Source organism: Aromatoleum aromaticum EbN1 (assembly GCF_000025965.1).
GTDB classification, from domain to species: Bacteria; Pseudomonadota; Gammaproteobacteria; order Burkholderiales; family Rhodocyclaceae; genus Aromatoleum; species Aromatoleum aromaticum.
In genome coordinates this window covers 1-11,803 of sequence record NC_006513.1, presented here as the reverse complement: position 1 = coordinate 11,803, position 11,803 = coordinate 1, and the positions used below count along the sequence as shown (strand labels likewise).

Here is an 11,803-nt window from a genome sequence, read left to right as displayed (position 1 = left end):
TCAGGCGAGGCGGTCTAGCGGGCTGGTGACGCCTTTGCCGCCGCGGTTCAGTACGTGCGTGTAAATCATGGTTGTCTTGACGTCGGCGTGGCCGAGCAGCTCCTGTACGGTCCGGATGTCGCTGCCGTTCTCGAGCAAGTGCGAGGCGAATGAATGTCGAAGCGTGTGCGGATGCACGAGTTTCGGAATGCCCGCCGCCCGTGCCGCAGCGCGGACGCCGCGCTGGATGACCCATTCGCCGACGTGGTGGCGGCGATAGATCCCGGTGCGCGGGTCGGTGCTGTAGCTCTTCGCGGCGAAGACGTACTGCCACGCCCATTGCCGCCCGGCCTGCGGGTATTTGCGCTCGATGGCATGTGGCAGTTCAACGTCGGCGTGACCGGTGGAGAGGTCGCGGTCGTGTATGACGCGGCGCGCCTGCAGATGGTCGCGTAGCTCATCGACCAGGCTGGCGGGTAGCATGGTCACGCGGTCTTTGTTGCCCTTGCCCTCGCGGATGATGATCTCGCGTCGCTCAAGATCGATGTCCTTGACCCTGAGTCGCAGGCCTTCGAGGAGGCGCATGCCGGTGCCGTAGAGCAGCTTGATGATCGTGCCGGACGTGCCGTGCACGTGGCGGAGCAGGGCCTGAGTCTCGCGCTGGGTCATGACGACCGGCAGGCGCTTGCTTTCCCGGGCCCGGGTGATGCCGTCGAGCCAGGGCAAGTCGATGCCGAGGACGTGCTTGTAAAGGTAGAGGACGGCGTGCATTGCCTGGTTCTGGGTGTTCGCGGAGACGTTCTCGGCCGTTGCGAGATGCGACAGAAACGCTTCAACCTCCGGCGCGCCCATCTCGATCGGGTGTCGCTTGTTGTGGAAGAAGATGAACCGCTTGATCCAGTGGCAGTACGTGCGCTCGGTGCTGAGCGCGTAGTGCGCGACCCGGAGAGAGGCGCGCACACGATCCATCAGGCGCGGCTGCTGCACTGCGGTGGCGAGTGTCGCGTTTCGTTCGATGGTTTCAGTCATGGCGCGGGGCTCCGGGTCGCGATGGAACGTTCACAGACAAAAAGTGCAGTTCAATTGGAGTTATGCCTCATGCCGTGCCTGTCTGATCCATCATCACCGTGCGGGCCAGTGCCTCGCACGTCGGGCAGGTGTCAAACGGCGTCCTGTGCGGCGGAGCAGCCTGCGTCATCGCCGAGTAAATGCGCTCCAGCAATCGCGCCGACAGCACCACGTCGCCGCTCTCCAACGTCACGCCATGCGCTGCCGTGAGCATTTCACGTGTCACGCGCCCATCGCCGACACCAGCCGCGCGCGCCTTCAAGGCAGCAATCGCGGTCAGCGTCTGGTCGGGGTCTCCGCAGCCGTCATCGCCGATTCCAAGCGCCTCATCAATCGCAGCCAGCGCCCTCACTGCCTGCTCAAACATGCTTTTGTAGTCCGTCATTGTCGTTCTCCGTTTCGATCGCCCGCGATGGGCGTCAGGCGCTTGAACAGCACGCTGCTACCGTCATCGCGAGCCCACGGCATGCAGCGGTGGTTCGTCCGCGTGAAGTCGGTTTCCGGGCGCTGGCACTCCGGTCGCCAGTCGCAGGCGCGGCAGATGTTGCTCCCATCTGACGGCTTCGCCTTCGCCTTGAGCATGGCGAAATATCCCACTGGGGCCGCTTTCGGGTCGTGTCGCACGCCGTCAAACAAATCCGCTTGCATTCGTCTCTCCAGTTGTCAAGGAATCCTTTACAGCTGCCGCATAACACAACGCTCGTTCGGACCTGCGCGAAAAGCCGCGCAGGCCGCACAGCTACGCGTTGGGCGTCACAGAATCGCCGTCATGGTCGTAGAGCCGTCGCCGTGCTCGGTGCGCAGGTGCAGCGGCGCCGGTCGCCCGTGGATGTCGGCGTGCGCGCGGCTGTATTCCGGCCTGAAATCGCCGTCTCCGTCCGGCAGGTGAGTCGTGCAGCACAGTTCCGGGTCTTCGTCGTTCGGAATCATGAAGCTGGCGAACATCGCAATTCCGTGTTCCTTCGCAACCTCGATGATCTGTGTCATCAGCGGGGCAATCTGCTCGTCGTAGGCTTGTTCTTTGTTCATGTCCTTCAACTCCTTCCAAATTGGAAACGGTTGCGCCCAACTGGGCGCTCAAGCGCGACGGGCTAAAGCCCGCCGCTTACCTCTGCGTTGGCAGGCATGGCCGCGGCAGCCTTCGCCTCCGCAATCTGCTCTGCCGTCAGGTGGTCGTGCTGCCCGATGCCGAGCGCCCTCCGGATCGGCTGGCCGATGTCACTGCTGCCGCCCTGGTGGTGGTACAGCGTCCAGAGCAGCAGCCCGCGCATGTCATCGTTCGCCGCGGCAAGCTCAAGGGCGCGCGCCGAAAGGCGCTCGATGTGTTCCGCAGCCGAGTGCAGCAAGTCGTCGGTGCGGTCGCGCGCCACCACGCGCCGAACTTCGTGTCCGGCGAATTGACTGTCAGGGAACCGGCGGCGGTGATCATCAAGCCATTCATGCGCTTCGCGTTCCGGGTTGAAGGTGTGGCCGTCATAGTGCGAAAACACCATGCAGTAGCTGCCATCCTTCGGGTCTGCCACGCGCCACTCTTCCCGGCCGCGGCCGGCGTTGCGCAGTTCCTCTGTCATGCTCATGCCTGCCTCCAAAATGCCTGCCAACTCTGCGCCCAAGCGGACCGCCTCCGGCGCCGCTTCGCAGCGCCTACGGGGTCCGCTTGCCTTGGTCGTTAGATGACTCGCGCCCGAGCCTCGCTCGGGCCGTCCAGGCATCACCGTTATCGGTCCAACTCGCCGCCATTGCCGCGCAGCACGCCGAGCACCAGCGGTAGCTCATCAGCGTGCCGTCGAACACAGCCGCCAGCAGTCGTACGCGCTCGCCGGGCTGAATCTCTTGTCGGCACATGCCGCAGGTTCCGCCCTTGCGCGCTGTGACGATCTTGTCCTTCAGCGTCCTGTCGCCTGGGCTGCCGAAATCCCCCTCGAAGGGGTTCGTTTTCAAACACTCGAGCTCGTCGTAGGTGCTCATCGGGCGGCCGGCGCGGTGGGGCGTTGATCGAGGTTGCCGACGAGCGCGTGCAGCTTGATCGCCATCTCTTCGGTGTTGGCGTGCCGCGCGATCAGCGTGAGGGGCAGGCGCTTGTAGGCGCGCAGGCAGGCGTCGAGGCTGTCGCGGGCGCGGTGCAGGTCGCGCTCGGTGAGCGGTGCGCCGGTTTCGAGCTGCGTCGCCAGGTGCGTGAGTGCCGCGAGGTCGATGCCGCACGGGCGATCGCGCTGGATGCGCTCCCAGACGGCGGCGAAGCCGTGCAGCACCGGCGCGGCGAGCTCGTATTCGCCTTCCCATTCCATCGCCGGGGCGTCGTCGAGCGCGGTCACTTCGACGGTCTGCAGCTCGTTGAGGAGGCGGTAGTAGGGGGCGAAGATGACGCGGGCGCGGTAGGCGCGGTTCATGCCGGCGCGGTCGGTGTAGTGGGGCCTCATGCGGCGGCCTCCCGCTGCGGTGCGCCGTACGTCACGCGCCGGTCATCGCGCACGCGCTTGCGCACCTGGCCGGCGGCTGCGGCGGTGCTCAGGCATTTGCCGATCTGGGTGGCGGTGCGCGTCATGCCACGTGCGGCGAGCGGCTCGACGAGGTCGCTGCACGCCCACCACAGATGCGGACGCGTGGCGAGGATGCTGATGAGGGTTTCGAACAGGCCGGTGCAGCGGGCGGCATTCGCGCGGGAGAGGCGCATCTGCGCCGCGGCGCTGTGCGTCGACCAGTGCTGCCAGTCGCGCGCGAGGGCGGCCGCCTGGTCGCCGATGGAGATGAGAGCGGGCATGGGCAGCATGTCAGGCGGCCTCCGCCCGGGCGATGGCGGCCTGTGCCAACCGTTGACACTCAGCCATGCCCATCGCAAAGCCGAACTGATCGATTTTTTTCAGTGCCGCGAGCAGTTCGTCGCGCTGCTGCTCGAGCGAGATAATCGGGGCCATGCCGCGCTGCTCGAGCGTCTCCGTGCTGATGCCTTCGCACGCATTCACGCAGGCGACATAGCGCCGCGCGTGTCTGCGGATGCAACCTGCGTCGCCAGGGGCGTGTGGGCGCATCACGCCTCCCCCCATTCCGCGGCGGGCCGGGCCGTGCCGACGTGCACCAGGGCGAACACCTCGGCGCGTGCGGCGCCGTTGCGTGCGGCGGCGATCGCTGCGGCGCGGGCGCTGTGCGGCTGGGTGAGGATGCGCGCAGGGCGCTTCGGCACGCGGAGGAGATAGCCGCGGGCGGTGTCGAGGACGTCGGCTGCGGCGGCGGGCTCGAACGATTCGACGGTGGCGGTGGTGGATGCGCGCAGGCGCTCGACTTCGGCGCGCAGCGCTTCGGTCTCATGGCGGCTGGAGTCGAGCAGGTGCTGCAGCTTGTCGGCGAGTGCGGTGGCGTTGTCGCGTTCGGCGATGGCTGCGGCTGTCGATTCGCGCAGTCGGGTTGCCTCGCGACTCAGCAGCCTCAACGTTTCGCGCAACTCGCCGATCGCACCGACAATGTCGTTTGGCTCGATCTCAATGTCGTCGCGGCCTAGCGCCTCGTGGATGGCCTCCCAGTCTGCCTTGACGACGGCCGCCACGTCGAGCGCCATGCGCAGGCGCTGTTCGGTGTCGGTGATGTGCGCGCCGAGGCCTTCCGGGGTGGTGCAGCCGTTGCGATTGGCGAGGTCGCGCCAGGCGTCCAGGGCTTGGGACATCATCCGGTTCGCGCTGGCGAGCAGGGATGGATTTGCCGGCGGCATTTCGTAATCTTCGGGCGACAGATACTGCACCTCGAGGTCGCTGTCGCTGACGTCCTCCGCGACCGGTGCCGCCGCAGGAGTGGCGGGGGCGGCCGGCGCGGGCTCGGGGACGGCGACGGCCGGGGAGGAAAGGTTGACCTCCTCGCCGTCGCTGCCGGTGTTTTGACCCACCTCCGGCTGGGGCCGGGTGCCGTGTTCGGCGGCGCCCGTGGCGGGGGATGCGGTGACGAGCCAGTAGAAATACTCGTTGCCGCGGCCCTTGCGTTTTTCGCACTCGACGAGGGCGTCGGCGAGCATTTTGTTGAGTTCGTTCGCGACGCGGCTGGGGAAATTCGCGGCGTTGGTCTGCCAGGCGATGTGCTTGGCGGTGGCTTCGCCGTCGCGCGTCAGCACGTCGACGATCTCGTCGCGCAGCGAGGCAGGAGCAGCGCTCGGGCGGCGGAATCGGGTCTTCGGCGCGCTCATGACTGCGCCTCGCTGCGCACGCGCAGGGATTCGCCGGCCAGCGCGAGGTACGCGGCGCCGTCGATGTAGTCGTCCAGGACGTGGCGGCCGCCCTGGGCGCGGGCGAGCTTGAGGACGGCCTGGAAGATCCAGCCGTCGCGCTCGCTCAAGCTGTGACCGGTCAAGACGTTGAAGGTGTCGACGGCGCGGCTCATCGAGCGCTCGCCGTCGGCCTGGTCGCGCTGACTGGCGCGGTCGCCGATGCAGTCGGCTGCGGCGACGAGGATTTCGGTGGCGTCGACGGTATCAGTCGTGAGGGGGGGGAATGGTGTGCGGCTGTTCATGGTCGTCGGGATGGGCAGATGAGTGATTGCCGCCGTCCACCAGCGGTCGAATGCGGGCAGCGTGATGAGCGGCGGCATGGGGTCAGTCGGGGCGGCCGAAGACGACGGGTACGCTGGCCTGGGCGCGGATCAGCTCGACGGTTTCGCGGCAGGCGTCTTCGAGCACGCGGTCGGGGCGCTGCAACTCGAACCAGAAATTCAGTTCTCCCGTGTTGCGGTCGACCCGGTAGCGCAGGAAGGCGCTCAGCTGGTACGCCTGGCCGTTGGCGAACGGGCGCAGGCCGAGGGCGAATTCGCGGAAGACTTCGAGCTTGCCTTTGGTCGCCGAATCGCCTTCTTCAGTGAATTCGATCTGGACCATGCCGTTTTGCAGATTGACCGCGCTGCCGTAGCGCACTTTGCGGTTTTCCTGCAGCGTGAGGACGAAGCCGAGCACGTCGCTGCCGGTCGGGAGCTTGCTGTCGGGCGGGGCGACGATGTCGCCGACGTTGGCCTCGAGGAACATGCCGAGCTCGGCCTGCTTCATCGGCACGCCGGACTTGCCCGTCCAGCGCTTCCACTCTTCGGTGAAGCGCGGGGCGAAGACGGCGCGGTGGTCGCGCCAGCCGGGGCCGTCTTCGCTGTGGTCGTTGAACAGGGCGACGGCGCTGATTTTCTGCGCGGCATAGTCGGCGTCGATGTACACCGCGCAGTCTTCCGCCGTGCCGTGGCGCTTGACCATCGCGATGAAGCTGTCGGCGTCGTGCAGCGTGGTGCTGCCGGACTTGCGGGCCGGCGAGGCGTTGTGGGTTTCGAGGCTGACGAGCTTGTAGCCGTCCGGCACCGCAGCCAGGGCAACACCGTCGATGTCGTCGACGATGAAGGGCTTGCGGGCGAGGGCTTCGATGTCCTGCACGAGGCCGGTGGAGATTTCGAGGACGTTTTCCGTCATGTTGTGGGTCCGTGTTGTCGGTGGAGAGGGGGGAGGGTTAGCCGTTGACGGTCTTGAGCTGGGCGGCTTGCGGGGCGTCGGCCGTGATGGCCTTGAGTTCCATTTCACCCTGGCGCGGATCGCGCGCCTGCAGGTTGCCTTCGGGGGTGCCGAACATGATGGTTTCGCCGACCGGCAGCTCGGGCAGCTTGGCGGCGACCTTGTCGCTGATCACATAGGCGCCCTGGCCTTTGCTGGCGGGCTTGATGGTCATCGTGACGACGAGCTTGGCGGGCTTGCCGGTTTCGTCGACGGCGCGCACGGCTTTCTGCAGTTCGGCTGCGCAGTCCTCGAGGAACTGCCCGCGGCGGATTTCGCGCGCGGTGTCGAAGAACGGTCTGGTGCTCATGGTGATCTCCTGATCTTGTTTGCCGGCGTCAGCCCCGCCGGCGTGGGTTTGTGCGGGTCAGGCAAAAACTGCGGCTTTGGCGCGGCGCTCGACGCTGCGGACGATGTCGCGGGAGGTCGGCGCGCCGGCTTCGAGGCGGGCGACGACGTCGGCCTGGGCGCCGAGGAGCGCGGCGGCGTTGTCGCGCATTTCGGCGAGGCGGGCACGCTCGCGTTCGAGGGCGCGGGGGCGGGTGAGGGCTGCGGTCAGGGCGAAGGACATGGTCGTTACTCCGGGGTGACGAGATGGGCGGCAGTTATTGACCGGTTTCGCGGTCGCGGATGTTCCAGCCGGTGGCGAGCTGTTCGAAGTCGCTGCCTGGCACGCCGAGCAGCACGTGCACTTCGGCGCGCGGGCGGCTGTCCATCACCAGAACCTGCAGGCAGTCCTTGAAGATTTCGGCGTCCAGGCAGCGGAAGTTCGTGAGATCGAACGGGAAGCGCTGGCCGTTGTAGAGGCCGAGCAGGAACGCGGCGACGGTGCGGCACTGGCCGCTGTGTCCATTGGCGACTTGCCACAGGCGGTCGAGCGCTTCGAGCTGCTGGGGGGTGGGTGTGGCCATGGTTGCCTCCTGCGCATATGCGCTCAAATTGCCAACGGAATAGGGGCGGCGGCTTCTTGCTAAAATGGGGGCGTCTACCAGGACAAGCCCATCAACAACACAAACAAGGAACCGCCGTGGAAATTGATCCCGAAAACGTGAAAGGCCAAGTGCCGCCGAAGCCGGCACCCAAGCCGAAATGACAGGAGCCTGATCATGGAACCCAGCCGCGCCGACACTTCGTTCAACGTCCGTTACGCCGCCCGCGTGCTCGAACGACACGCCTGCCTGTGGCGACGTCTGGACGCATCCGTTCGGGTGATGGCGTTGCTGGCCGGTTCTGGGGCGATCGGGGCGATCGGCGCCGAGCACGCGGGCTGGGCGGTGGGCCTCGGCGTGGTGTTCGCCGTTTTCCAGGCGGTCGAGTTCGCGCTGCACCCGGCCGAGGTGGCGGCGAAGTCGCTGGCGCAGCGTCGGCAGTACGCGGCCCTGCAGGCGAGGGCCCGCGCGCTCGACGACGCGGCGCTCGACGATGCCTACCAGGCGCTGTGCGCCGACGACGACATCATCGTGTCTGACACCTTGAAGCGGCTCGCCTACAACGATGTGGTCCGCGAGCGCGGCCTCGACGAGGCCGCGTGCTACGGCGAAGGGTGCCGCGAGAAGCTGGTCGCCTTGATCGCCTGACGCAGCTCCGCAACACCAGGCAACGAGGCCGCCGAGTGCGGCCTTTTTTTCGGGCGGGACGGGATGGGGTGCAGCGGGGGGCATCGCGGTCTCCGGTGCCTCGAGGGAGGCGTTGGAGAAATAATAGCAACGCTATATTTAATGTCAATAGCGCAGCTATATATCAGCGAAATGGCTTTAAGCTACGGACGTAAAAAAGCCCGCTCAAGCGGCGGGCAGATTGCGAAGCGCGGGGGGTCTAGCGGGTTGCGGTGGTTTCCAGTGCAGCGAACACGACTCGCTGTTCGATGCGCTCGAGCAGCGCGTCGAGGGCGTCGAGGTCGGTGCCGGTGCCGGACTCGCGCACGACGCGCATCTGCTCCTGGGCTACGGAGTGGCCGCGGCTGGCGGCCCGAGCGAGCCACATGATGCCGGCGTTGCCGTCGCGCGGCACGCCCTTGCCGGCGATGTGGCAGCGGGCGATCTGGTAGAGCGCCTCCGGGTAGTCGTCCTTGGCGGCCAGGTTGAGCAGCGGCATGGCGATGTGCGGGCGGTCGCGCAGCAGGAACAGCAGTGCGAGGTCGCACTGCGATTCGGCATCGCCGGCGTCGGTGCCGGTGACGAGCTCGTAGTCGTCCGGGTCGATCGGAATGCACGCCTCGCGGATGACGGCGTCGAGCGGGATCTTCTGCCGGTCGTCTTCGGTGATCGCCGGCAGCGATCCGTCGGCGATGCGGCGCCAGATGGTGCGCGTGGTCCGGTCGAGGATGAGTGCGGCGGTGGGAACGGTGATTGCGGTCATGGGAGCCTCCAGGGCACGGAGTTTAGAGGGCTGCGCTCAAGCCCGGAAGGGGGCGGCGTGTCGTGTGCCACGCTGCGACATTCGCCCGAATGTCACAGTAATAAGTGCGACATGGGTGGCACTCCGGGGCGATTATGCCGCTTTGGTGGTTGGCACGCTTGTTGCGTGACGATGTGCACGGGACGTCCCGTCAAACAAGCAAGGGAGCTGAAAATGAAAAAGGTCCAACAAGGTTTCACGCTGATCGAACTGATGATCGTCGTCGCGATCATCGGGATTTTGGCAGCGGTCGCGCTGCCGGCGTATCAGGATTACACGATCCGGGCTCAGGTTTCAGAACTGATGTCCCTGACAGATGGCGCCAAGGTTGCCGTTGCTGAAACTTTTCAGTCGACTGGCGCCCTCCCTGCCAGTGATGCCGCTGCGGGCTACGGTGGTGCCGTGGGTAAGTACACCGCCAGCGTCGCAATCGGACCAAGCGGCGTCATTACATCGACCGGCGGCGTAGATGCAAACGACGCGATTGCCGCAGAGACGATCACGCTGACGCCTAAGGCCGACGCAACTGGCGTGCTAGTGTGGGCGTGCGCCGGATCTGTGGACGCGAAGTATCGCCCGTCGACCTGCCGGGCGGCGGCAGCGGAATAAGAGTAGGGCAAGAGTCTGCATATTCCACGTAAAGACCGCTTCGGCGGTCTTTTTTTATGCCGCCACCCACCACAACATAGCCGGCCGTGTCGAGGACCGGCTGCCGTGGCGTCACCCCGGCGCCATAACCTCAGGCGGGTTTAAACAGGGCAGCTTCTTCGTCGGCGTAGTCGGCGGCCTTCAGCCCGCGGCTGACTTCGCCGCCGATCCAGCCGGAGTGGAGCGACGTGGCGAAGCGGTGCGACAGCAGGTAGATGACCTTCAGGATGCTGCTGTGGGACAGCAGCATCGCGCGGATGGCGCGGTAGTAATCGGCCACGGCCGCTCGCACTTCGTCGTTCTGCATGAGCGGATCGGCCAGCATTTTTTGCGACTGGGAGCGGGCGCGCTCCAGTGCCTGGTCGAACTCACCATTGGGCACGTGACGAAAGATCGTGGCCAGCATGTCGTCGATGCCGACTTTCGGGGCGTCGCAAAGCAGCTTGTTGATGCGTCCGTAGTAGTGGACGAACACCCTGCTGTCTTCGGGCAGGATGTCTTTGGCGACGAGCAGGACGAAGCGGTCGCGCACGCGGAAGAGGTTGAAACAGGCTTTCATGCGCATCGTGCGCATGTGCAGGACGTATGCGACGACGACCGTCACGCCGACGATCGCCGCGTGAATGGCAATCACGCTCATTTTCCACTTCTCCCCATCAGCCTCACCGGCCTTTTTTCCTGGACGACAGCCGCTTGCGCAGCACTTCTTCTTCCAGCGCTTTCTTGGCCTGGGCGCATTCGTCGATGCGCGTTTGCAGAACCCCCTGCCGCGTGAAGCAAAGCAGGACCCCGACGTAGAACACGAAAAATCCGGTCGTGACTGTCACGGCCCATGTCAGTTCGACCTTCACGATCGCCAATTCGGACCACAGCCACGCCAAGCCGCTGACGATACCGAGCCACAATCCGACCCCTTCGACGATGGACTTGACAAATTTCGGGCCGTTCAAGCCCTTGAAAAATAGCATGAGTCTGTTGTTGTTGGGAGGCTGTTACAGATTGCGGGCAAGGGGTGATGGCCTGGAAAACACCCGCTCACCGATAGCGCTTCACGGCCTCTCGAACCACGCCGATGATCGCCGTGGCGCCCAGCGGCTTGATCGGGTAGCGGGGGTTCAGCGGTTTGAGGTACAGGTCCGCCCCGTCGCGCACGAGCTGCTTGAAAGTGGCCTCGTTGTCGCCGTTGCGGGCGATGACGTAGTCGCCGGGCTCAGCGACCATGTGCGGCTCGATCACGATGATCGTGCCAGCGACGAATTCCGGCTCCATCGAGTCGCCCTGGACGCGCAGCGCAAAAGTGTGGGGCTGCACGTTCACGCCGGTCTCCACCCATTCATAGGCCTCGCCGACCGGCAAAAGATCAGCGGCATGAGCGAACTCACCTGCGCGCACCCACGAGATTAGCGGCACCTTGCCTTTGCGGTCCGGTCCGGCGCAGATGTTCGGCGACTCGGGCGGACGGTCTGGCGTTGGCGACAAGACAGAAGTGGCCTGCTGTATCTCAAGGGCGATTCGCGGGCTGATTTCTTCGAGCCTGCAATTGAAGCCTTTCGCATACGCAACCGCCGCTTCGCGGCTGATCGGGCGAATCCCCTTTATGTGCTGGTAGATCATTGATCCGCCGCCGTGAAGTCCAATTTCTCGAGCGAACTTCTCCCGGTTGGGGACCGCTCCAAAACGGGCCTTAAGACGTTCTGCTTCTTCGTGCGGTGACCATATCAGCATGATGAAGCAATGCTATCTATTGGAATGAATAGCATGGCTTGATATGTAATCTGTAGCGGTGCTATAGTCGTGGCATGAACCGAAACCCGATCCTTTTGGCGTGCGAATCCGTAGGCGGCCAAGCAACCTTGGCCCGTGCTCTCGGCGTGACGCCTGCTGCGGTCAGCCAGTGGGTTACTGGCGTTCGACCGATCCCCGCCGAGCGCTGCCCGGCCATCGAGCGCGCCACAGCCGGCGCCGTCCGCTGCGAAGAACTCCGCCCCGACGTGGATTGGGGGTATCTGCGCGGGACTGGCGACGTGGAAAGCGAAACCACGCTCCCCGCCTTCGTGCCAACTCCGGTTGATGTGGCCGAGCGAACCTATGTCGAGCCCGTCCATGACGACCGCCGCGCGGTGGAACGTCGCGATGGTGACCGGCGCGTGCGGAGCGAGCAGCGGCGGAAGGATCGTCGGGCGGTGGATCGGCGGGATGGGAGGGCGTGAT

The 11,803-nt window shown here is 65.5% G+C and carries 22 protein-coding genes; 3 read left to right on the top strand and 19 right to left on the bottom strand.

The window, feature by feature from the left end; genetic code table 11:
* From EBN1_RS00110 to EBN1_RS00040, 15 genes are all read right to left on the bottom strand, one after another.
* Complete coding sequence (locus tag EBN1_RS00110) at nt 1–1,008, bottom strand: integron integrase (RefSeq protein ID WP_011235876.1); 1,008 nt, start codon at nt 1,006–1,008, stop codon at nt 1–3.
* A gap of 67 nt (nt 1,009–1,075) precedes the next feature.
* Nucleotides 1,076–1,432 (bottom strand): hypothetical protein, encoded by a 357-nt coding sequence (locus tag EBN1_RS00105; RefSeq protein ID WP_041645335.1) that lies wholly within the window; start codon nt 1,430–1,432, stop codon nt 1,076–1,078.
* Nucleotides 1,429–1,695: a hypothetical protein gene (locus EBN1_RS00100; protein ID WP_041645332.1), complete on the bottom strand. Its 267-nt coding sequence runs from the start codon at nt 1,693–1,695 to the stop codon at nt 1,429–1,431. The genes EBN1_RS00105 and EBN1_RS00100 overlap by 4 nt, the downstream gene beginning before the upstream one ends.
* A gap of 105 nt (nt 1,696–1,800) precedes the next feature.
* Entirely contained in the window at nt 1,801–2,076 is a 276-nt protein-coding gene (locus tag EBN1_RS00095) for a hypothetical protein (RefSeq protein WP_041645331.1), read from the bottom strand.
* A gap of 62 nt (nt 2,077–2,138) precedes the next feature.
* Entirely contained in the window at nt 2,139–2,624 is a 486-nt protein-coding gene (locus tag EBN1_RS00090; protein ID WP_041645330.1) for a hypothetical protein, read from the bottom strand.
* Nucleotides 2,625–2,691: 67 nt separating this feature from the next.
* Nucleotides 2,692–3,015, bottom strand: a complete 324-nt coding sequence (locus EBN1_RS00085) for a hypothetical protein (RefSeq protein WP_041645328.1) — start codon at nt 3,013–3,015, stop codon at nt 2,692–2,694.
* A complete protein-coding gene (locus tag EBN1_RS00080) occupies nt 3,012–3,467 on the bottom strand; it encodes a hypothetical protein (RefSeq protein WP_041645326.1) in 456 nt (151 codons plus the stop codon). Before EBN1_RS00080 ends, EBN1_RS00085 begins: the two co-directional genes overlap by 4 nt.
* On the bottom strand, nt 3,464–3,808 hold the full coding sequence (locus EBN1_RS00075; RefSeq protein WP_157866539.1) for a hypothetical protein: 345 nt from the start codon (nt 3,806–3,808) through the stop codon (nt 3,464–3,466). Before EBN1_RS00075 ends, EBN1_RS00080 begins: the two co-directional genes overlap by 4 nt.
* A 10-nt stretch (nt 3,809–3,818) precedes the next feature.
* Complete coding sequence (locus tag EBN1_RS00070; RefSeq protein WP_041645323.1) at nt 3,819–4,076, bottom strand: hypothetical protein; 258 nt, start codon at nt 4,074–4,076, stop codon at nt 3,819–3,821.
* The gene (locus tag EBN1_RS00065; RefSeq protein WP_011235872.1) at nt 4,076–5,215 is read right to left on the bottom strand and encodes a hypothetical protein; all 1,140 of its coding nucleotides are present in this window, start codon (nt 5,213–5,215) and stop codon (nt 4,076–4,078) included. Before EBN1_RS00065 ends, EBN1_RS00070 begins: the two co-directional genes overlap by 1 nt.
* Nucleotides 5,212–5,616 (bottom strand): DUF6378 domain-containing protein, encoded by a 405-nt coding sequence (locus tag EBN1_RS00060; RefSeq protein WP_049780124.1) that lies wholly within the window; start codon nt 5,614–5,616, stop codon nt 5,212–5,214. The genes EBN1_RS00065 and EBN1_RS00060 overlap by 4 nt, the downstream gene beginning before the upstream one ends.
* Before the next feature lie 4 nt (nt 5,617–5,620).
* Nucleotides 5,621–6,469, bottom strand: a complete 849-nt coding sequence (locus tag EBN1_RS00055) for a YfdQ family protein (protein WP_011235871.1) — start codon at nt 6,467–6,469, stop codon at nt 5,621–5,623.
* A 37-nt stretch (nt 6,470–6,506) separates the two neighbouring features.
* Nucleotides 6,507–6,857, bottom strand: a complete 351-nt coding sequence (locus tag EBN1_RS00050; protein WP_011235870.1) for a hypothetical protein — start codon at nt 6,855–6,857, stop codon at nt 6,507–6,509.
* A gap of 57 nt (nt 6,858–6,914) precedes the next feature.
* Complete coding sequence (locus EBN1_RS00045; RefSeq protein WP_041645320.1) at nt 6,915–7,118, bottom strand: hypothetical protein; 204 nt, start codon at nt 7,116–7,118, stop codon at nt 6,915–6,917.
* 34 nt (nt 7,119–7,152) lie between these two features.
* Nucleotides 7,153–7,458 carry a DUF7673 family protein gene (locus EBN1_RS00040; RefSeq protein WP_049780123.1) on the bottom strand — a complete coding sequence of 102 codons (306 nt, stop codon included), beginning with the start codon at nt 7,456–7,458 and terminating at the stop codon, nt 7,153–7,155.
* 195 nt (nt 7,459–7,653) lie between these two features.
* On the opposite strand from EBN1_RS00040, the gene EBN1_RS00035 reads away from it, so the two are divergent.
* Nucleotides 7,654–8,124 (top strand): hypothetical protein, encoded by a 471-nt coding sequence (locus tag EBN1_RS00035; RefSeq protein ID WP_041645318.1) that lies wholly within the window; start codon nt 7,654–7,656, stop codon nt 8,122–8,124.
* 238 nt (nt 8,125–8,362) lie between these two features.
* On the opposite strand, the gene EBN1_RS00030 is transcribed toward EBN1_RS00035, so the two are convergent.
* Nucleotides 8,363–8,905: a tetratricopeptide repeat protein gene (locus EBN1_RS00030; RefSeq protein ID WP_011235868.1), complete on the bottom strand. Its 543-nt coding sequence runs from the start codon at nt 8,903–8,905 to the stop codon at nt 8,363–8,365.
* Nucleotides 8,906–9,118: 213 nt separating this feature from the next.
* Here EBN1_RS00030 and EBN1_RS00025 point away from each other — a divergent pair, with 213 nt between their 5' ends.
* A complete protein-coding gene (locus EBN1_RS00025) occupies nt 9,119–9,553 on the top strand; it encodes a pilin (RefSeq protein ID WP_011235867.1) in 435 nt (144 codons plus the stop codon).
* A 130-nt stretch (nt 9,554–9,683) separates the two neighbouring features.
* Here the strand turns inward: EBN1_RS00025 and EBN1_RS00020 are convergent, their stop codons facing one another.
* The 3 genes from EBN1_RS00020 to EBN1_RS00010 all read right to left on the bottom strand — a co-directional run bounded on the left by EBN1_RS00020 (nt 9,684) and on the right by EBN1_RS00010 (nt 11,317).
* Nucleotides 9,684–10,232, bottom strand: coding sequence for a hypothetical protein (locus EBN1_RS00020; protein WP_011235866.1), 549 nt, complete (start codon nt 10,230–10,232; stop codon nt 9,684–9,686).
* Between the two features lie 22 nt (nt 10,233–10,254).
* The gene (locus tag EBN1_RS00015; protein ID WP_041645316.1) at nt 10,255–10,560 is read right to left on the bottom strand and encodes a hypothetical protein; all 306 of its coding nucleotides are present in this window, start codon (nt 10,558–10,560) and stop codon (nt 10,255–10,257) included.
* Nucleotides 10,561–10,627: 67 nt separating this feature from the next.
* Nucleotides 10,628–11,317: a LexA family protein gene (locus EBN1_RS00010; RefSeq protein ID WP_011235865.1), complete on the bottom strand. Its 690-nt coding sequence runs from the start codon at nt 11,315–11,317 to the stop codon at nt 10,628–10,630.
* A 74-nt stretch (nt 11,318–11,391) separates the two neighbouring features.
* Here EBN1_RS00010 and EBN1_RS00005 point away from each other — a divergent pair, with 74 nt between their 5' ends.
* A complete protein-coding gene (locus EBN1_RS00005) occupies nt 11,392–11,802 on the top strand; it encodes a helix-turn-helix domain-containing protein (RefSeq protein ID WP_011235864.1) in 411 nt (136 codons plus the stop codon).
* Nucleotide 11,803: the final 1 nt, after the last annotated feature.